The organism is Bradyrhizobium sp. 40 (genome assembly GCF_023100925.1).
Lineage (GTDB): Bacteria > Pseudomonadota > Alphaproteobacteria > Rhizobiales > Xanthobacteraceae > Bradyrhizobium.
In genome coordinates this window covers 7169209-7188974 of the sequence record NZ_CP064688.1, presented here as the reverse complement: position 1 = coordinate 7188974, position 19766 = coordinate 7169209, and the positions used below count along the sequence as shown (strand labels likewise).

15 protein-coding genes are annotated in these 19766 nt (G+C 64.4%); 9 read left to right on the top strand and 6 right to left on the bottom strand.

The features are described from left to right. Positions 1 to 43 precede the first annotated feature (43 nt). Positions 44 to 1372 carry a polyhydroxyalkanoate depolymerase gene (gene phaZ / locus IVB40_RS34365; RefSeq protein WP_247817653.1) on the top strand — a complete coding sequence of 443 codons (1329 nt, stop codon included), beginning with the start codon at positions 44 to 46 and terminating at the stop codon, positions 1370 to 1372. A 217-nt stretch (positions 1373 to 1589) separates the two neighbouring features. After that, complete coding sequence (locus IVB40_RS34360) at positions 1590 to 2429, top strand: SprT family zinc-dependent metalloprotease (RefSeq protein ID WP_027514588.1); 840 nt, start codon at positions 1590 to 1592, stop codon at positions 2427 to 2429. Positions 2430 to 2683: 254 nt separating this feature from the next. Here the strand turns inward: IVB40_RS34360 and IVB40_RS34355 are convergent, their stop codons facing one another. Beyond that, the gene (locus IVB40_RS34355; protein WP_247817652.1) at positions 2684 to 4897 is read right to left on the bottom strand and encodes a penicillin-binding protein 1A; all 2214 of its coding nucleotides are present in this window, start codon (positions 4895 to 4897) and stop codon (positions 2684 to 2686) included. A gap of 167 nt (positions 4898 to 5064) precedes the next feature. On the opposite strand from IVB40_RS34355, the gene IVB40_RS34350 reads away from it, so the two are divergent. After that, the gene (locus IVB40_RS34350) at positions 5065 to 5490 is read left to right on the top strand and encodes a DUF1330 domain-containing protein (RefSeq protein ID WP_219679800.1); all 426 of its coding nucleotides are present in this window, start codon (positions 5065 to 5067) and stop codon (positions 5488 to 5490) included. A 116-nt stretch (positions 5491 to 5606) separates the two neighbouring features. Here IVB40_RS34350 and IVB40_RS34345 read toward each other — a convergent pair whose 3' ends face one another. The 3 genes from IVB40_RS34345 to IVB40_RS34335 all read right to left on the bottom strand — a co-directional run bounded on the left by IVB40_RS34345 (position 5607) and on the right by IVB40_RS34335 (position 8871). Next, positions 5607 to 6833 carry an ABC transporter substrate-binding protein gene (locus IVB40_RS34345; RefSeq protein ID WP_007615994.1) on the bottom strand — a complete coding sequence of 409 codons (1227 nt, stop codon included), beginning with the start codon at positions 6831 to 6833 and terminating at the stop codon, positions 5607 to 5609. Between the two features lie 232 nt (positions 6834 to 7065). Next, a complete protein-coding gene (locus IVB40_RS34340) occupies positions 7066 to 8292 on the bottom strand; it encodes an ABC transporter substrate-binding protein (RefSeq protein ID WP_247817651.1) in 1227 nt (408 codons plus the stop codon). Between the two features lie 135 nt (positions 8293 to 8427). Next, on the bottom strand, positions 8428 to 8871 hold the full coding sequence (locus IVB40_RS34335; protein WP_247817650.1) for a DUF1304 domain-containing protein: 444 nt from the start codon (positions 8869 to 8871) through the stop codon (positions 8428 to 8430). Positions 8872 to 8880: 9 nt separating this feature from the next. Between IVB40_RS34335 and IVB40_RS34330 the strand changes: the two genes are divergently transcribed. Then, positions 8881 to 9429: a methylated-DNA--[protein]-cysteine S-methyltransferase gene (locus tag IVB40_RS34330; protein WP_247285189.1), complete on the top strand. Its 549-nt coding sequence runs from the start codon at positions 8881 to 8883 to the stop codon at positions 9427 to 9429. 109 nt (positions 9430 to 9538) lie between these two features. On the opposite strand, the gene IVB40_RS34325 is transcribed toward IVB40_RS34330, so the two are convergent. Beyond that, the gene (locus IVB40_RS34325; protein ID WP_247285190.1) at positions 9539 to 12328 is read right to left on the bottom strand and encodes a [protein-PII] uridylyltransferase; all 2790 of its coding nucleotides are present in this window, start codon (positions 12326 to 12328) and stop codon (positions 9539 to 9541) included. A gap of 186 nt (positions 12329 to 12514) precedes the next feature. Here IVB40_RS34325 and IVB40_RS34320 point away from each other — a divergent pair, with 186 nt between their 5' ends. The 5 genes from IVB40_RS34320 (at position 12515) to IVB40_RS34300 (ending at position 16834) form a co-directional block, all read left to right on the top strand. After that, positions 12515 to 13486: an aliphatic sulfonate ABC transporter substrate-binding protein gene (locus tag IVB40_RS34320; RefSeq protein WP_247285191.1), complete on the top strand. Its 972-nt coding sequence runs from the start codon at positions 12515 to 12517 to the stop codon at positions 13484 to 13486. Between the two features lie 264 nt (positions 13487 to 13750). Next, positions 13751 to 14596: an ABC transporter permease gene (locus tag IVB40_RS34315; protein WP_247404779.1), complete on the top strand. Its 846-nt coding sequence runs from the start codon at positions 13751 to 13753 to the stop codon at positions 14594 to 14596. Positions 14597 to 14600: 4 nt separating this feature from the next. Then, entirely contained in the window at positions 14601 to 15386 is a 786-nt protein-coding gene (locus IVB40_RS34310) for an ABC transporter ATP-binding protein (RefSeq protein ID WP_247817649.1), read from the top strand. A gap of 69 nt (positions 15387 to 15455) precedes the next feature. Further along, a complete protein-coding gene (locus IVB40_RS34305) occupies positions 15456 to 15965 on the top strand; it encodes an OsmC family protein (protein WP_247817648.1) in 510 nt (169 codons plus the stop codon). Positions 15966 to 16036: 71 nt separating this feature from the next. Next, the gene (locus IVB40_RS34300) at positions 16037 to 16834 is read left to right on the top strand and encodes a hypothetical protein (RefSeq protein WP_247285194.1); all 798 of its coding nucleotides are present in this window, start codon (positions 16037 to 16039) and stop codon (positions 16832 to 16834) included. A gap of 105 nt (positions 16835 to 16939) precedes the next feature. On the opposite strand, the gene mutS is transcribed toward IVB40_RS34300, so the two are convergent. Continuing rightward, the gene (gene mutS / locus IVB40_RS34295; protein ID WP_247817647.1) at positions 16940 to 19675 is read right to left on the bottom strand and encodes a DNA mismatch repair protein MutS; all 2736 of its coding nucleotides are present in this window, start codon (positions 19673 to 19675) and stop codon (positions 16940 to 16942) included. Positions 19676 to 19766: the final 91 nt, after the last annotated feature.

The window sequence follows — 19766 nt, the reverse complement described above, 5'->3', positions numbered from 1 at the left end:
TACGCATTCGGCAGTATGCTGCGATGCGAAGAGGAATATAGCGATGCCGATTGGTGAGTTTGGCGGCGCGCCGCCCCTGGTGGCCGAAGGCAGTCCGGTCCTGACGACGCCGATGTACTGGATGTACGAGATGGGGCAAGCCTCTCTCAATCCGGCGCGCGCGATCACGGACGCAACCAAGCTGCTGTTTCAAAATCCCCTCAATCCATGGGCACGCACCGAGGTCGGCAAGTCGGTTGCCGCGGCCTGCGAGTTGTTCGAACGCACCACGCGGCGTTACGGCAAACCGGAATGGGGCCTCAACGACACCGAAGTCAACGGCATCCGCGTCCCCGTCGAGGTCCGCTCGGTCTGGGAAAAGCCGTTCTGCCGCCTGCTCTACTTCGATCGCAAATTCACCCGTCCGCTGCGCAGCCCGCAGCCGCGCGTGCTGATCGTAGCGCCGATGTCCGGCCATTACGCGACTCTCTTGCGCGGTACGGTCGAGGCTTTCCTGCCTGCGCATGAGGTCTACATCACCGATTGGGCCGATGCCCGCATGGTGCCGCTCAGCGACGGCCGCTTCGATCTCGACGACTACATCGACTACGTCATTGAGATGCTGCATGTCCTCGGCGGCAACACGCATGTGCTGGCGGTGTGCCAGCCCTCGGTTCCCGTCGTCGCTGCCGTTTCGATTATGGAAGCGGTGCGTGATCCCTTCGTGCCGACCTCGATGACGCTGATGGGCGGCCCGATCGACACCCGGCGCAATCCGACCGCGGTGAACAACCTCGCCCAGGAGCGCGGCATCGACTGGTTCCGCAACCACGTCATCACCAAGGTCCCGTTTCCGCATCCGGGCATGATGCGCGACGTCTATCCGGGCTTCCTGCAGCTCAACGGCTTCATCAGCATGAATCTCGACCGGCATATGGATGCTCACAAGCAGCTGTTCGCCAATCTGGTGAAGGGCGACGGCGACCTGGTCGACAAGCATCGCGACTTCTACGACGAATATCTCGCGGTGATGGATCTCTCGGCCGAGTATTACCTGCAGACGGTCGACACCGTGTTCGTGAAGCATTCGCTGCCGAAGGGCGAGATGACCCATCGCGGAACACGCGTCGATCCCTCCAAGGTCACGCGCGTCGCGTTGATGACGGTCGAAGGCGAGAACGACGACATCTCCGGCATCGGTCAGACCGAAGCAACGCACACGTTGTGCAGCTCGATTCCCGATCACCGCCGCGTTCATTACGTCCAGAAGGGCGTCGGACATTACGGCGTGTTCAATGGCTCGCGCTTCAAATCGGAAATCGTGCCACGCATCCACGACTTCATGGTCTCGGCGGCGAATCCGAGCTCATTGCAGGCGCTCGCAGCCGAATAATCGCGTTTTTCGGCTTTCCCGCTGAAAATCGATGTCCTGTCGGAGGCTCCGACAGGGGCAAGTTCCCGCCAGATTCGCGGTATCTAGGTAGCTTTGTAGGAGTGAGTCCAACCTCACCCCTTGGGGGTGCCGCATGCGCTTGGCGGGGACGAAAAAAGCCGGTTCCAACCCCAGTCTGTAGGGTCTCCCGGACGCCAGACCCCTGTATATTGGGCAAATGATTTGTTTTTGCGCCGAGCGCTTTCCCTGGCGGCGGTTATGGCAGAATCCGGGCGCTCTCCTGCCCCCCGGACTGACAGACATGGCCACTCGCGCACTCCTCTATCGTCGGCCCCACGAGCCGAAGACCCTCCTGATCACCCATGGATCGCAATATTTTGCGATTCGACTGCGCCGGCATCGCCGCGCCCGCCGTTACACGCTCAGAATTCATCCGAGCGATCGCGAAGCCATCCTCACCATGCCGCCGCGCGGCACGCTCGCCGAAGCAAAAGACTTTGCGCAGCGCCACGGCGCGTGGATCGCGGCACGTCTCGGCCGTTTGCCGAAGGCCGCACCGTTCCAGCCTGGCACAGTGATACCGCTTCGCGGTGTTTCTCATCGCATCGTTCATCGCGCCGGCACCCGCGGTACGGTGTGGACGGAAGTGCGCGATAGCGGGGAACGCATTCTCTGCGTCGCCGGCGGCGTCGAACATGCGGACCGTCGCGTCAGCGACTTCCTCAAGCGCGAGGCGCGCCGCGATCTTCAGCGTGCCGCGGAATCCTATGCCGCCGAGCTCGGCGTCAAGGTGAAGCGGCTCTCGATCCGCGATCAATCCAGCCGCTGGGGCTCCTGCACCTCGGCCGGCTCGTTGTCGTTCTCCTGGCGCCTGATCCTCGCGCCGCCCTATGTGCTCGACTATCTCGCCGCGCACGAGGTCGCCCATCTCGTCGAGATGAACCACTCGGCGCGATTCTGGCGCGTCTGCGGCAAGGTCTGCCCGTCGATGGAGCGCGCCAAGAAGTGGCTCGATACATACGGCAACGATTTGCACCGGTACGGGGTCGAGGATTAAGGCTCGTTGATGCCTCATGTGACGCTGTCATCGCCCGCGAAAGCGGGCGATCCCGTATTCCAGAGGCGGCTGTTGTTGAATCGAGAAGCCGCGCCGTATTGGCTTCCCCGCGCCCGCGGCGAATGACAGCCGCGCGCGCGATTCAAGCGTCTGTGCTGCCCGCGCAAGCCGTTGATTTCGTTATCCTCGGCTACTGTGCATGGGGTTGTTTTCGCGCTTTTTTGTTTTGAGGTCACCAAGACCTCAGGTCGGCGCTAGCGATTTCCGCCGAACAGCCGGTCCATCAACCAGCCATCGAGTCCTGCGGCTGCCTCCGGCCGCGCATTGGCGCGCGTGGGGGGCGGGCGATAGCCGCCGTTGCTGGCCGGTGCGGGTCCGGGCGCGGTCGCTGTTGGCGGCGACACTTGCGACGTCGCCTGCGCCAGGTTCGACAGGCCCCAGCCACCTTGCGAGCTCGGCAGCGCTGCCACCGGCACGCCCTCGTGCGACGTCTTCATGAAGCGCGACCAGACTTCGACCGGCAGGCCGCCGCCGGTTGCCTTCTTGGTCGGCGAGTTGTCGTCATTGCCGAGCCACACGCCGGTGACGAGGTTGGCGGTGTAGCCGATGAACCAGGCGTCACGGTAGTCCTGGCTGGTGCCGGTCTTGCCGGCCGCCGGCCAGCCCGGGATCTCCGCCTTCTTGGCGGTGCCGCTGATCAGCGTTTCCCGCATCATCGCGTTCATCATGCCGACATAGCGCGGGTCAACCACCTGATTGTGCTCGTCCGCCTGGCGCATGTAGAGCAGCTTGCCACCGAGCGTCCTGATCCGCGTGACGACATGCGGCGTCGCCGTGAAGCCGCCATTGGCAAAGGGTGCATAGGCGCCGACCAGCTCGACCATCGAGACTTCGGAGGTGCCGAGCGCGATCGAGGCGTTGGGCTCGAGCTTCGAGGAGATGCCGAGCCGGTGCGCGGTGCGCACCACGTTCTTCGGGCCGACCTCGAGGCCGAGGCGGATGGCGACCGTGTTGAGCGACATCGCGAGCGCCTGGGTCAGCGACACCGCGCCGAAATATTCGTGCGTGTAGTTCTCGGGTCTCCAGCCCTTGACCTCGATCGGCGCGTCTTGGCGGATCGTGTCGGGCGTCAGTCCCTGCTCGAGCGCGGTGAGGTACACGAACGGCTTGAACGAGGAGCCGGGCTGGCGCCTGGCGGTGACCGCGCGGTTGTACTGGCTCTCGGAATAGTTCCGCCCGCCCACCATGGCGCGCACTGCGCCGTCAGGCGTCATCGCCACCAGCGCGCCCTGGCTGACGTTGAACTTCACGCTCTTGGCTGCCAGCTCGTCGATGATGGCGGCTTCCGCCACGCTCTGGAGCTTCGGATCGATCGTGGTCTCGACCTTGATGCTCTCGTCGATCTGGCCGACCAGATCGTCCAGCACCTCGCCGATCCAGTCGGCGACGTAGTTGATCGTGCCGGCGCCGACCGGCTTCACATTGTAGGAGGGTTGGCCGATCGAGGCCTGCGCCTGCGCTTCGCTGATGAATTTGGCATCGGCCATCGCCGTGAGCACGATTTTCGCGCGTGCTTCCGCGCCCTCGGGGTTGCGGTTCGGCGCCAGCCGCGAAGGCGACTTGACGAGGCCGGCCAGCATCGCTGCTTCCGCGACGGTGACGTTCTTGGCCGACTTGCCGAAATAGCGTTGCGCGGCGGCCTCGACGCCATAGGCGCCGGAGCCGAAATAGACGCGGTTGAGATAGAGCTCCAAGATCTCGTTCTTGGAATGTTTGCGCTCCAGCCAGATCGCGAGCTCCGCTTCCTGCAGCTTGCGCGCCATGGTGCGCTCCTGGGTCAGGAACAGGTTTTTCGCCAATTGCTGCGTCAGCGTCGAGCCGCCCTGCGACACGCCGCGATGGAGCACGTTGGTGACGAGCGCGCGCAGGATGCCGACGGGATCAATGCCGAAATGCGAATAGAAGCGGCGGTCTTCGATGGCGATGAACGCCTTGGGCAGATATTGCGGCAGATCCTTCAGCGAGACGTTGGCGCCGGCCATCTCGCCGCGCTGTGCCAGCATGCTGCCGTCGATGCCGACGATCTGGATGGTCGGTGGCCGCTTGGGGATTTCCAGCGACTGGATCGGCGGCAGATGAGCGCCGACATAGATCACGACGCCGATCACGGCGATCGCGCCCCACAGGCCCAGCACCGCGCCCCAATAGACCATGCGGCCAAGGCTTGCGCCGATGCGTGACTTGGATCGGCGCTTGGCACTGCCGCGGCCAGCCGGCGCCTTCCGCTCGCGCGGCGTCTCGTCGCCAGCATCCTCGCTCTTGCGCTTGGCGGATGATTTCGTTGATTTCTTCGGCTTGTCATCGCCGCCAGGAATCCGGTCGGCGGCGGTCAGGCGCAGATCGGCGAGTGCTGCAGGCAAGCCGAACAGCGGCTCCTTGCGCCCACCCTTTTTCTTTCCCAACCCCATACGCAAACGCCCGGTCAGCCCGCCCCGCCGCACGCTAGCGGTCGCTGTTTAAGGCCCGGTTACCCAGAGCTTAACGCGTGATTAGGAGGTGCGGCATTCGATGGCCGCAGTTCCGCTGGGAGGTCGGCAGAGCTAGGATCGCCGGCATAAAACAAGAGGAAACTCAGATGGGCCACATCGATCCGACCAAGGAGATTTTCGCGCAGTTCCGGGACAACGACCGTCCCGGCCCGATCCACATGCTCAACCTGGTGCGCTTGCGCAAGGAAGCGGCCTATCCGGATGGCCGCAAGGCGAGCGGCGCGGAAGCCTATGCGGCCTATGGCCGCGAGAGCGGCCCGGTGTTCGAACGCCTCGGCGGCCGCATCGTCTGGCAAGGCAAATTCGAGTTGATGCTGATCGGCCCGGAGACCGAGCGCTGGGACCATTGCTTCATCGCCGAATACCCAAGCGTCGCCGCCTTCGTCGAGATGATCCGCGATCCCGTCTACCGCGAAGCGGTGAAGCACAGGCAGGCCGCGGTGGAGGATTCACGGCTCATTCGGCACGCGGTGCTGCCGGTCGGAAAGAACTTTGGCGAGGTGCCGGATTGATTTGCCGTCATGGCCGGGCTTGACCCGGCCATGCACGCCTTCCTTTGCTGCCGCAAGAACGTGGATGCCCGGGACAAGCCCGGGCATGACGACGTTGAGGCAGTTGCTTACGAGAACTAACCCGCCGGACTCGCATCCTCAATGATCGGGCCGAACAGCTCCCAGCGTTCGCCGTTGAACTTCATCATCTGAAGCTGCTTGTTGACCCGGTAGTCGGTCGGTGAGGTGTTGGCCTTGATGCCGGGCAACGCGGTGTCGCTGGTCACGTCCTTCAGCGACGCGGCCTGCTTCATCACGTTCTCGCGCGTGAGGTCGTCGCCGCACTGCTTCAGCACATGGACCAGCAGCTGCGCCGTGCTGTAGCCGTAGGTGTTGAAGTTCGAATCCTTGTCGCCATCCGGATAATACTTGGCCATGAAGTCGAAATACCTCTTAAGGCCGGCATCGTCCTTCCAGGTCGGATCGAGCGGTTCCTTGCCGTAATTGACGCTAATCAGGCCCTTGGCGGCGTCGAGGCCGGCCGGCTTCAGCACCGCGCCGACCGAGGTGGCGTTGATGTCGACGATCTGCACCGGATGCCAACCCATCTCGGCGATCTTCTTGATCGCCTGCGCCGCCTGCTTCGGCGTGGTGGCGCTGAAGAACAAATCGGCGCCGGCGTCCTTGATCTTGAGGATCTGCGAATCGACAGTCGGATCGGAGACTTCGTAGGAAGCTTCAGTCACGATCATCTTGGCAGCCTTGTCGCCGAGGCCGGCCTTGATGCCGTTCAGATAGTCCTTGCCGAGGTCGTCGTTCTGATAGAGCACGCCGATCTTGGCGTTCGGATGCTCCTTCAGGATGTACTGTCCGTAGATGCGGCCTTCGACGAAGTAGTTGGGGTTGAAGCCCATCGTCCACGGAAAGTTCTTCGGATCCGTGAACCTCGAGGCTCCGGTCGCCGCGAACAGTTGCGGCACCTTCTTCGAATTGAGATATTTCTGCACGGCTGCGTTCACCGGCGTGCCAATGATCTGGAAGGTCAGCAGAACCTCGTCGCTTTCGACCAGCTTGCGAATCTGCTCCACGGCTTTCGGCGGCGAGTAGGCGTCGTCATACTGGATCAGATTGATCTTGCGGCCGTTGACGCCGCCCTGGTCGTTGATCATCTTGAAATAGGCGGCCTGGGTCTTGCCGATCGACGAATAGGCCGACGCCGGTCCAGAAAACGGCATCGTCTGGCCGACTTTGATCTCGGTATCGCTGGCACCCGGATCATATTTCTTCTGGGCATTGGCCGCCGAGACCGACAGCGCCAGGGTCAGCGCCGTTGCAGTGGCCAGATGCAGAATTCCATTCCTCATTCGCATTTCCTCATTGTTTATTGCCGGTGATCAATCGGGTGCGCTCATGCGCACGGGGCGTCACCGCTGAGGTCGAGTGTGAATGAGGCATTGCTGCAACGCAAGGTGGGCGTGCACCCGCAGTTCGTAGGATACGCAACGTCTCAGCAAGTTCGTTAAGGTGGGCCCAGCCCCGGCGGATGCGCGAAGTGCAGTCCGCCGGGCGTAGCCCACCTATGAAATCTCCGAGAGACTAACCCGCTGGACCCGCATCCTCCATGATCGGGCCGAACAGCTCCCAGCGTTCGCCGTTGAACTTCATCATCTGCATCTGCTTGTTGACGCGGTAGTCGTTCGGCCCGGTGTTGATCTTGATGCCGGGCAGCGCGAAGCTCGGGGTGAAGTCCTTGATATTGGCGACCTGCTTCATCACGTTCTCACGCGACAGGTCGTCGCCGCACTGTTTCAGAACTTGCGTCAGCAATTCGGCGACGGAATAAGCATAGGTGTTGACGGTGTTGAGCTTGTCGCCTTCGGGGAAATACTTGTCCATGAAGGCGAAGAACGCTTTCACGCCCGGATCGTCCTTCCACTGCGGATCGCCGGGCTCCTTGCCGTATTGGGTCGATATGATGCCCTTGGAGATCTCGAGGCCGGCCGGCTTCAGCGTCGCCGAGATCGGGCTCGCGTTGATGTCGAGAATGTGCACCGGCGTCCAGCCGAGCTCGGCGACCTTCTTGATCGCCTGCGCCGCGAACTTGGGTGTCGAGGCATCATAGAAAAGATCGGCGCCCAACGACTTCAGCTTGACCACCTGCGAGTCCACCGTGGGATCGGTGACCTCGTAGGAGACTTCGCCGACAATCATGCCGGCGGCCTTGTCACCGAGACCGCTCTTGAGGCCGGCGAGATAGTCTCGGCCCATGTCGTCGTTCTGATAGAGCACGCCGATCTTGGCGTTCGGATGCTCTTTGAGGATGTACTTGGCGTAGATGCGCCCCTCGGACACGTAGTTGGGATTGTAGGCGATGGTCCATGGATAGTTCTGCGGATCGTTGAAGCGCGCGGCGCCGGTCGAGGCCAGCAGTTGCGGGATCTTCTTGCCATTGAGATACTTTTGCACGGCGGCGTTCGCGGCCGTGCCGATGATCTGGAAGGTGAAGAGCACCTCGTCGCCTTCGACGAGCTTGCGCACCTGCTCGACCGTCTTCGGCGGCGAATAGGCATCGTCATACTGGATCAGATTGATCTTGCGGCCGTTGATGCCGCCCTGATCGTTGATCATCTTGAAATAGGCGGCCTGGGTCTTGCCGATATTGGCGTAGACGGAATAGGCGCCGGAGAACGGCACGGTCTGGCCGATCTTGATCTCGGTGTCGCTCGCGCCGGTGTCGTATTTCTTCTGGGCGAGAGCTTGGTTGGCGGAGAACGCGAAGGCGAGCGCCGCCGTGGCAGTGATGAAGGCTCTGCGATTGCTCATGTGGGGTTGTTCCTCCTGACGGAATTTCCGACCGACGGTCTTGTCCCGTTGATTGCCAACGGTCGCCATCGCTGTCGGAGATTGTGGAGGAACGGCAGGCGACGCGCAAGGATCGCGGCGCCGCGCTATGGCGTCTCAGGCCAGGAACAGCGCTAACAGCGCGAGCGCCGCCGGCAGCGCCTGCACCATCAGGATGCGCGTGCTGACGGTCGCTGCGCCATAAGCGCCGGCCACGATCACACAGAGCAGGAAGAATGCCTTGATCTGGAACGCGAAGGCCGGATTGCCGTGCACCAGCCCCCAGACCAGGCCGGCGGACAGAAAGCCGTTATAGAGCCCCTGGTTGGCCGCCAGCACCTTTGTGGTCGCTGCCTTCTCCGGCGTGTTGCGGAAAACCTTCAAGCCCTGCGGCTTGTCCCAGAGAAACATCTCCAGGATCAGAAAGTAAGCGTGCAGTGCGGCGACCAGCGCCACCAGGATATTCGCGATCCAGACCAAGTTGAGCTCCCCCAGCGTCAGCTTTCGGGTGGACGCTAGCACGGCCGGCGTGGCAATTGCGATGGCGTGTTTCGATGCCATGGTGCCGCAATGCCCGCGCGACCGACCAAATCACCTGCAAGCTTCGGCCTCGATCGGCTGGCGACCCCGATCGGGATTGCGCTGCTGGTCACCGACGCTGCGGGCACCTTGCGCGCGCTCGACTGGGCGGATTACGAGCACCGCATGCGCGAGCTCTTGCGCCTGCATTACGGTGTGGTGGAGTTGCGTGACCAGCCCGCGCCCGCAGCCATGCGGACTGCGCTGTCGGATTATTTCGACGGCGATCTCGGCCAGCTCTCAGGCATCGCCTGGCGCATCGCCGGCACGCCGTTCCAGCAGAAGGTCTGGAATGCGTTGGCGCAAATTCCTGCCGGCACCACGATGAGTTACGGCGCGCTCGCCGCCAGGATCGACATGCCCAAGGCCATTCGCGCCGTCGGCCATGCCAACGGCTCCAATCCGATCAGCGTGGTGCTGCCGTGCCACCGTCTGATCGGCGCCGATGGTTCTCTGGTGAAGTACGGCGGCGGCCTCGAGCGCAAGCGCTGGCTGCTGCGGCATGAAGGCGTGGCGGTCGCCCGCCTAAGAATGTGTTGAGCAATCGGTGGCGCTGTGCCTGAAGCTTCGGATGTGGACCCGGGCGAGCCCTGGCCGACTTTCGACGTCCGGCGCGATGATGATGATTCAGCCCGAAATGACCAGAAAGTCACGCCGCCGGCTGAACCGCCTTGTCGCCGGCCATCACGTGGGTCAGCGCGCTCTTGATCGCGGCCTGGCGTGTCGGCGCGCTGATCTGTGCGCCCAGGAGATCGGTGACGTAGAACACGTCGCGGGCGCGCTCGCCGAAGGTCGCGACATGGGCTGAGGCGATGTTGAGGTTGAGCTTCGAGATCGCGGTGGTCAGCTCGTAGAGCAGGCCGGGCCGGTCGAGGCCGGACATTTCGATCACTGTGTAGCGGTCGGACCATTGGTTGTTGATGGTCACTTCCGGCTCGATCACGAACGGCCGCGCCTTGCCGCGCACGGTGCGCCGCGCCACCACCTCGGGCAGACGCAGCTTGCCTTCCAGCACGTCCTCGATCATCTCGCCGATGCGCGTCGCGCGCCGTCCCTCGTCCTCGTCACGGTCGTATTCCCTGGAGATCGAGATCGTGTCGAGCGCGCGGCCATCGGTCGTGGTGTAGATCTGGGCGTCGACGATGTTGGCGCCGGCCGAGGCGCAGGCACCCGCGATGATCGACAGCAGCCAGGGATGGTCGGCGGCGAAGATGGTCAGCTCGGTGACGCCGCGCACCTCGTCGAAGCCGACATTGATCGCGAGCTTGTGGCCGGCCTGCTCGCTGGCACGGACGAAGCGCGCGTGCCGGATCTTGCGCGGCAGCTCGACCTTGAGCCAATAGGCCGGATAGTGCCGGCCGATATAGGCGTCGAGCTCCTCCGCCGGCCATTCCGCGAAGGCGTTACGGAATTCGGCGTATGCGGCCGTGAGGCGCTTGCCGCGGTCAACCTCCGAGAAGCCGCCCGTCAGAACCGGCTCCGTCTCGTAGTACAGCGAGCGCAAAAGCTGCGCCTTCCAGCCATTCCAGACGCCTGGACCGACGCCGCGGATGTCGGCGGTGGTCAGGATCGTCAAGAGCTTCATCTGCTCGACCGACTGCACCACGGCGGCGAAATTCTCGATGGTCTTGCGGTCGGAGAGATCGCGCGACTGCGCGACCGTGGACATCGTCAGATGCTCCTCGATCAGCCAGGCCACGAGTTCGGTGTCGGCCGGACTGAAGCCGAGCCGTGGGCAAAGCCGTCGCGCCACCTTGGCGCCGGCGATCGAGTGGTCCTCGGGCCGACCCTTGGCGACGTCGTGCAGCAGCGTCGCGATGTAGATCACGGAGCGATGCTCCGGCCGGATCTTGCGCATCAGGTCGCTTGCCACCGCGAATTCCTCGATGCCGCCGCGTTCGATGTCCTGGAGGAAGCCGACGCAGCGGATCAAATGCTCGTCGACGGTGTAGTGATGATACATGTTGAACTGCATCATCGAGACGATCTTGCCGAAGGCGCGGATGAAATGGCCGAGCACGCCGGTCTCGTTCATCCGCCGCAGCACGATTTCCGCGTTGTCGGATGTCAGGATCTCCATGAACAGCCGGTTGGCTTCGGGATTCTCGCGCATCTGCGCGTTGATCAGGCCGAGCGAGCGCGTCACGTCGCGCATCGCGTCCGGGTGGAAGGCGAGATTGTTCTTCTGCGCCAGGCGGAAGATGCGGATCAAATTGACCGGATCGTGCTTGAACACGTCGGGCGCGGCGACGTTGATGCGGTTGTTGTCGACGATGAAGTCGTCGCTGTCGGGCACCCGCCGCTTCACCGCGGTGGGGCGAAGCCGCGCCATCATCCGGCTCAGCACCGGCGCGGGCTTGGCCTGCTGGTCCTCGAGCTTGGCGCAGAGGATGGCGGTGAGATTGCCGACTTCCTTGGCGACCAGGAAGTAGTGCTTCATGAAGCGTTCGACGTCCTGCATGCCGGGATGCGAGGTGTAGCCGAGCCGGACCGCGATCTCGCGCTGGAGGTCGAAGGAGAGGCGCTCTTCAGGGCGACCGGAGTAAAAGTGAAGATTGCAGCGCACCGACCAGAGGAAGTCGGCGCAGCGGCGGAAGGTGCGGTATTCCTGCGCGTCGAACACGCCGCGGTCGACCAACTCGTCGGTGTCGCTCACGCGGTAGACGTATTTCGCGATCCAGAACAGCGTGTGCAGGTCGCGCAGGGCACCCTTGCCGTCCTTGACGTTGGGTTCGACCAGATATCGCGATTGGCCGCCGCGGCGATGCCGCTCCTCACGCTCGGCGAGCTTTGCGGTGACGAACTCGGACGCGGTGCCTTGCACGACTTCCTTGTCGAAGCGGGCGACCAGCTCGTCATAAAGCGGCCGGTCGCCGGTAAGGAAGCGCGTCTCCAGGATCGCGGTGCGGATGGTCATGTCGCCGCGCGCCTGCCGGATCGACTCGTCGACCGAGCGCGTGGCGTGACCGACCTTCAGCCCCATGTCCCAGAGGCAATAGAGAATGGCCTCGGCGACCTGCTCACCCCAGGCGGTCTGCTTGTAGGGCAGGATGAAGAGCAGATCGATGTCGGACTCGGGAGCCATCAGGCCGCGGCCATAGCCGCCGGTCGCCACCACTGCCATGCGCTCGGCACCGCTCGGGATCGGCGAGCGGTAGAGATGACGAGTTGCCGCCGAATACAGGATGCGGATGATCTCGTCCTGCACGTGGCACAGCCGCTCGGCGCAGCGCCGGCCGTGACGGTCCTTCAGCAGGATCGTCTGTGCCGCAGCGCGCGACGCAATCAGCTCGGCCTTGAGCAGTTGCGCCATGGCCGTGCGGAACGCGTCCTCGCGTCCCTGGTGCTTCTCGGCAAGCGCATCGACCGCGGCGGTGATCCGCGCGGTGTCGAAGCGATCGTCCACCTCGGCCTTCTGCTCAGTCGCAACGCTGTCCATGTCTCACCGGATATAAGAGGCGGCCGGCCCTGTCACCCGCCATTTCTCGCAATAGTCGTTCCATGCTGGAAAGGTGCGGCTTTGGGCAAAGCTGTTCTCAGCCGGCGCGCTTTCGAGGGATGGATTTTCTCGTTGACCTCTAGACATAACTCATTGAAAAACAATGAAGTTTTGAGGAGGCCGGGCATGATCAGGATTACACGACGCATACTGTTGGCGGGAGCGGTCGCTCTCGCAATGTCCCCCGTGGCGCGGGCGGCGGATCCGCTCAAGGAAATCCGTATCGACTGGGCGACCTATAATCCGGTGTCGATGGTCCTGAAGCAGAAGGCGCTCCTGGAAAAAGAGTTCGCCAAGGACGGCATCACCGTCACCTGGGTGCAGTCGGCCGGCTCCAACAAGGCGCTCGAATTCCTCAACGCCGGTTCGATCGACTTCGGCTCGACCGCGGGCTCGGCGGCGCTGGTCGCCCGTATCAACGGCAACCCGATCAAGTCGATCTACGTCTATTCGCGGCCCGAATGGACGGCGTTGGTGACATCAAAGGATTCCAAGATCGCTAATGTTGTCGACCTCAAGGGCAAGCGCGTCGCGGTAACGCGCGGCACCGATCCGCACATCTTCCTGGTGCGCGCGCTGCTTGGCGCAGGTCTCACCGAAAAGGACATCACGCCGGTGCTGCTCCAGCACGCCGACGGCAAGACCGCGCTGATCCGCGGCGACGTCGATGCGTGGGCCGGGCTCGATCCGATGATGGCGCAGGCCGAGGTCGAGGAGGGCGCGAAACTGTTCTACCGCAAGGCCGACGCCAACACTTGGGGCATCCTCAATGTGCGCGAGCAGTTTTTGAAAGACTATCCGGACGCCGCCCGCCGCGTGCTCGCGGTGTACGAAGAGGCGCGCAAATACTCGCTGGCGAATTACGACGAGCTCAAGAAGACCTTCATCGCCGTGACCAAGCTGCCGGAACCTGTCGTCGACAAGCAGCTCAAGGAGCGCACCGAGCTGACCCACAGCCGCATCGGCGCGCCCCAGCGCGAGTCGATCCTCGCCGCAGGCCTCGCCTTGCAACAGGCCGGCGTGGTCGATGCCAAGGTCGATGTGAAGGCGACGCTCGATGCTCTGATCGATGACCAGGTCCCGCTGCCGACGAATTAAGGTGCTCTTTCCCTCCCCCCTTGTGGGGGAGGGTGCCTCGCGAAGCGAGGCGGGTGAGGGGTATCTTTCCTCACGATCGGTATTGCGAGCCGAGAGAACCCCTCATCCGGCGCCATAGCCGACGCGAAGCGTCGGCGTTCTTTTAAGGACGGCGGCTGAAGGTCGCCTATGCCACGTTCTCCCACAAGGGGAGAAGGGAAAAGCAGCGGAGGGCGCGGCAAGAGTAGTGTTGCATTCCCTGACGAGACGCGCTTCCTACCGGCCATGATCTCTGAGGCGCCAGTCCTGCAACAGACCACGGAACCGGCCGAAAGCGCCGCCGCGCCTTCGTGGTTGTCGCGTTATGCGCGTCCATTGCTGGGTGTGTTGCTGCCGCTGACCCTCGCGCTCGGTTGGGAGTTCCTGGTCTGGCGCGGCTGGTCCAATGGCCGGCTGGTGCCGCCGCCCTCGCGCGTGTTCGCCACCATCGTTGATCTTGCCCGCTCCGGCGAGTTGGTCCGTCACATCGCCGCGACACTGTGGCGCGTTGGTCTTGGCTTTGCGTTCGGCGTGGTCGCGGGCACCTTGCTCGGGGCCATATCCGGCTATTGGTCGCTAGCGCGGAGGCTGCTCGATCCGACCGTGCAGGCGCTGCGCGCTATCCCCTCGCTGGCCTGGGTGCCGCTGTTCATTCTCTGGCTCGGCATCTTCGAGACCTCGAAGATCGCGCTGATCGCGGTCGGCGTGTTCTTCCCGGTCTATCTCGGCGTGATGGGCGCGATCCTCATCGTCGATCGCAAGATCGTCGAGGTCGGTCGCACCTTCCGTCTCTCTGGACCTGCCATGATCCGGCGGATCCTGCTGCCTGCGGTGCTGCCGGCCTATGTCGTTTCCTTGCGCGTCGGTCTTGGTCTGGGCTGGATGTTCGTGGTGGCGGCCGAGCTGATCGGCGCGTCCGAAGGCCTCGGCTATCTCCTGCTCGACGGCCAGCAGCTCGGCAAGCCCGCGCAGATCCTCGCCGCCATCGTGATCTTTGCGATCCTCGGCAAGCTCACGGATTGGCTGATCGAGATCGCGGCTGCGCCCTTCCTGCGCTGGCAGGACGCCTTCGGGCGTACGGTGGGAGCATAAGGCGATGCTGGCGCTCGACCGGGTCAGCAAGACCTATCCCAACGGCGTGCAGGCGCTGGCGCGCTTTTCCGCCGAGATCAGGCAAGGCGAGATCGTCGCCATCATCGGCGGCTCGGGCTGCGGCAAGTCCACGCTGCTGCGCGCCATCGCCGGCCTCGACCGCGCAAGCTCGGGCGCGGTGACGCTCGACAACGAGGCGATCGCCGCGCCGCATGCCAAGATCGGCATCATCTTCCAGGAGCCGCGGCTGCTGCCCTGGCTCAGCGTCGCCGATAATATCGGCTTCGGTCTTGCCGATGGGCCCGCGACCGAGCGGCGTGAAAAGGTGGCGCGTGCGCTCGAGCGTGTCGGGCTGGCCGAAAAGGCGCAGGCGTTGCCGCGCGAGCTCTCGGGCGGGCAGGCACAGCGCGTCGCGATCGCCCGCGCGCTGGTGCCGCAGCCCGAGGTGCTCTTGCTCGACGAGCCGTTCTCGGCGCTCGACGCTTTCACCCGCCGCGACCTCCAGGATCATCTGCTCGATCTCTGGGCCGACACGCGGCCGACGCTCATCCTCGTCACGCATGACGTCGACGAGGCCGTGGTGCTGGCCGACCGCGTGCTGGTGATGCGGCCGCGGCCGGGCCGGCTGTTCGACCAGATCGAGATCAATCTCGGCCGGCCGCGCGACCGCAATTCGCCGCTGTTCGAGAATTTCAAGCGGAGTGTGCTGACGTCACTCGACCGTTCGCTCGACCGCAGCGTGCCCGACCGTGACGCAACCCAGGGTCCCGGTCAGGCCATGTGGTGGTGACAATTTCGCTCCGAGCCGGTACATCGCAAGCCGGTACTTCGTAGAGACGATTTTCCCGGGAGAGACAAAATGGACGCCGCAGCACTGCGCCAGATGCAGGCCCCGATCAAGGAACGCTACAAGACCGACCCCAAGACCGCGATGATCACGTTGAAGGCCAAGGGCTCGACCGACAGCGAGGGCATCGCCTGCAAGATCGAGACCGGCCGCGCCATCGCAATGGCCGGCCTGCATCCCGCGACCGGCGGCTCCGGCCTGGAGCTTTGCTCCGGCGACATGCTGCTGGAGGCGCTGGTCGCCTGCGCCGGCGTCACGCTGAAATCGGTCGCGACCGCCATCGAGGTGCCCTTGAAGACCGGCAACGTCTACGCCGAGGGCGATCTCGATTTCCGCGGCACGCTCGGCGTCGACAAGGAGACGCCGGTCGGCTTCGCCGAGATACGCCTGCGCTTCGACGTCGACACTGATGCGCCGCAAGACAAGCTCGACCTGCTGCTCAAGCTCACCGAGCGCTATTGCGTGGTCTATCAGACCATCAAGAACGGCCCGAAGGTCTCGGTGTCGATGCAGCGGATGTAGCGAGCGAAGGCCGCTCGCTCGCCCAACAATTCGTGTCGTCTCGGCGAAGCCCGGGACGACAAAAGAAAAAAATGTCCCCCGAGCTCCACTTCATCCTCATCCTCGTTCTGCGCATGATGGTCGCGGCGGCGTTCGTCGTGACGGCGTCGATCATCACCGAGCGCTCAGGGCCGGTGATCGGCGCGCTGGTCGCGACCTTGCCGGTTTCGGCCGGGCCATCCTACGTCTTCCTCGCGCTCGACCACGATGCCGCCTTCATCGCGCAGGGCGCACTGTCGAGCTTGCCGGTCAATGCAGCGACGATCTTCATGTGCGTTACCTATGTGGTGCTGGCACAGCGGCGCAGCCTTCTGGTGAGTTGCGGAAGCGCGGTCGCGGTCTGGATCGTGTTCGCATCGATCATCAAGCAGTTCGACTGGTCGCTCACCGCCGGGCTCGCCGCCAATCTGATCGCGTTCGGCATCTGCATTCCGCTGCTCGCGGGCTATCGCCACGTGAAGATGCCGCTGGTGACGCGGCGTTGGTATGACGTGCCGATGCGGGCATTGCTGGTGGCGACGCTCGTCGCCATCGTCGTCTCGACATCGAGTTCGGTCGGCCCCCGCATCAGCGGCATCATCGCGCTCTACCCGGTCGTGTTCACCAGCATCATGGTGATCCTGCATCCGCGCATCGGCGGCCCTCCGACTGCTGCGGTGCTGGCCAACTCCGCCTGGGGTCTGCTCGGATTCGGCATGGCAATCGCGGTGTTGCACGTCGGCGCCGCCAATTTCGGCTCCGCGATCGGGCTCTGCATGGGGCTTGCGACCTGCGTCGTTTGGAATCTGACGCTGTGGTGGAACGGGCGAAGGAAGCGATTGGCGCACTAGGCTCGTCACTGCGAGGAGCGAAGCGACGAAGCAATCCAGACTGCCGCCGCGAAGAGATTCTGGATTGCTCCGCTCCGCTCGCAATCACGATTGCGGAAGGACCGCTCACTGCTTCGGCAGCTTGGCCTTCAACGCATAGAGCGCATCGAGCGCTTCGCGCGGCGACATCTCGTCCGGATGCAGTGCCTTCACCGCGTCCATCAGCAGTTCGGCCTCGCTCAGTGGGGCGGCTTCTGCGGCGGCGCGCGAGGGCACTGCGAACAGCGGCAGATCGTCGGCGAGCGCGCGCGCGGTCTGACCGCGATCCTGGGCTTCCAGCTTCGCCAGCACCGATTTCGCGCGCGTGATCACGGCCGGCGGCAGGCCCGCGAGCTTGGCGACCTGGATGCCGTAAGAGCGATCGGCCGAACCCGGCAACACCTCGTGCAGGAACACGACGTTGCCCTGCCATTCCTTCACCCGCACGGTCGCGTTGAACATCCGCGGCAGTTTTGCGGAGAGGGCGGTCAGTTCGTGGTAATGCGTCGCGAACAGCGTGCGGCAACGATTGCTCTCGTGCAGGTGCTCGATCGCGGCCCAGGCGATCGAGAGGCCGTCGAAAGTCGCGGTGCCGCGGCCGATTTCATCGAGGATCACGAGCGCACGCTCGCCGGCCTGGTTGAGGATCGCGGCGGTCTCGACCATCTCGACCATGAAGGTGGAACGGCCGCGGGCGAGATCGTCGGCGGCGCCGACACGCGAGAACAGGCGGTCGATGATGCCGATCCGCGCGCGTGTCGCCGGCACGAAGCTGCCGATCTGGGCAAGCAACGCAATCAGCGCGTTCTGGCGCAGGAAGGTCGACTTACCGGCCATGTTCGGACCGGTCAGCAGCCAGAGCTGGCCGGATTTTTGCGCAGGGCCCGGCGAGAGGTCGCAGGCATTGGCGATGAACGGCTCGCCATTGCGCTTCAAGGCCTGCTCGACCACCGGATGACGGCCGGCCTCGATGGCAAAGCCGAGAGACGAGTCCACCTCGGGCCGCACATAGGTCTCGTCGATCGCCAGCTTGGCAAGCGACGTCGCGACGTCGAGCAGCGCAAAGGCGTGGGCGGCGGCGCGCAGCTCCTCGCTGATTGCCAACGCCTTGGTGCAGAGCCGCTCGAAAATTTCGAGCTCGAGCCCGAGTGCGCGGTCGCCGGCATTGGCGATCTTGGCTTCGATCTGCCCCAGTTCCGAGGTGGTGAAGCGGACCTGGCCGGCCAGCGTCTGGCGGTGGATGAAAGTCGCGTTCAGCGCCGACATCAGCTTGTCGCCGTGCTGCGCGGTAACTTCGACGAAATAGCCGAGCACGTTGTTGTGCCGGATCTTGAGACCCTTCACACCGGTGTCGTCGGCGTAGCGCGCCTGCATCGAGGCCACCACCAGGCGCGAGGCGTCGCGCAGGTTTCGCGTTTCGTCCAGCGCAGGCTCATAGCCCTGGCGAACGAACCCGCCGTCGCGCTTGATCAGCGGCAGTTGATCGTCGAGCGCCCGGGCGAATTCCGCCGCGAGCTCGCGCGACGGTCTTTGCAGCGCCGCCGTCACCGCGGCGATCTCCTGCGGCGGCTGGTCGAGTTCGTCAAGCCGCGTCAGCACCTGGTCGGCGGCGATGATGCCGTCGCGCAGGCCGGCGAGGTCGCGCGGCCCGCCGCGGCCGACGGATATACGGGCCAGCGCCCGCGACATGTCCGGAGCGCCGCGCAGGATGCTGCGGATGTCCTCACGCGCGGCCGAGTCGGCAACGAAGCTGCCGACGGCATCGAGCCGCCGCGCAATCGCCGCCGCATCGGTCAGCGGCGCGGCAAGCCGCTGCGCCAGCAGGCGCGAACCGGCCGAGGTCACCGTGCAGTCGATCGCATCGAGCAGTGAGCCGCGGCGTTCTCCGGCCAGCGTCCGCGTCAGTTCGAGATTGGCGCGAGTGGCGGGATCGATCGCCATGGTCGCACCCGAGGCTTCACGCGCTGGCGGCGAAAGCGGCGGATGCTTGCCGACCTGGGTGCGGTCAACATAGGTGACGGCGGCGGCGGCAGCAGTGGCTTCCAGCCGCGTGAGCTGCGACAGTCCGTCCATGGTCGCGACGGCAAAATAGTCGCACAGCCGCTTCTCGGCGGTGGCGCCGTCGAAGACGTCGCGGGTCAGCGGCGTCACCGCCGGCAGCTCGCGCAGGGTCTGTCCGAGCTCGCTATCGTTATAGAGTGCGTCGGTGACGATCACCTCGTTCGGATTGATGCGCGCGAGCGTGGCGGCGAGTTCGCCGCCCGAACATTCCGTCACCATGAATTCGGCGGTCGAGATGTCGATCCAGGCGAGGCCAAAGCGGTCACCGCCCGCCGATGAGCGCGCGCGCGCGAGCGCCAGCAGGTAATTGTTGGCGCGCGCGTCGAGCAGCGTGTCCTCGGTCAGCGTGCCCGGCGTGACCAGGCGCACCACGCCGCGGCGCACGACGCTCTTGTTGCCGCGCGCCCTGGCGGCGGCGGGATCCTCGGTCTGCTCGCACACTGCGACCCGGTGGCCGCCGGCGATCAGCCGGTGCAGATAATCCTCGGAGCGCTCGACCGGCACGCCGCACATCGGGATATCGGCGCCTTGATGTTTGCCGCGCTTGGTCAGCACGATGCCGAGTGTCCTGGAGGCGATCTCTGCGTCCTCGAAGAACAGCTCGTAAAAGTCGCCCATCCGGTAGAACAGCAAGAGGCCCTGATGCGCCGCCTTGATTTCAAGGTACTGTTCCATCATCGGCGTGACGCGCGCGGCGGCTTCCGCCTGCGGGGCGGCCGCTTCGTCAGGGGGCGGCACTGGGATCGGCTGTTGCATCGTCATGGGCGGCGCAACCTACAAAATTTCACCCCGCGCTCCTATCGCTTTGCCCGCGGAGGGGAGGTTTTCCACGTTGTCCGCACCGCGGCATGCG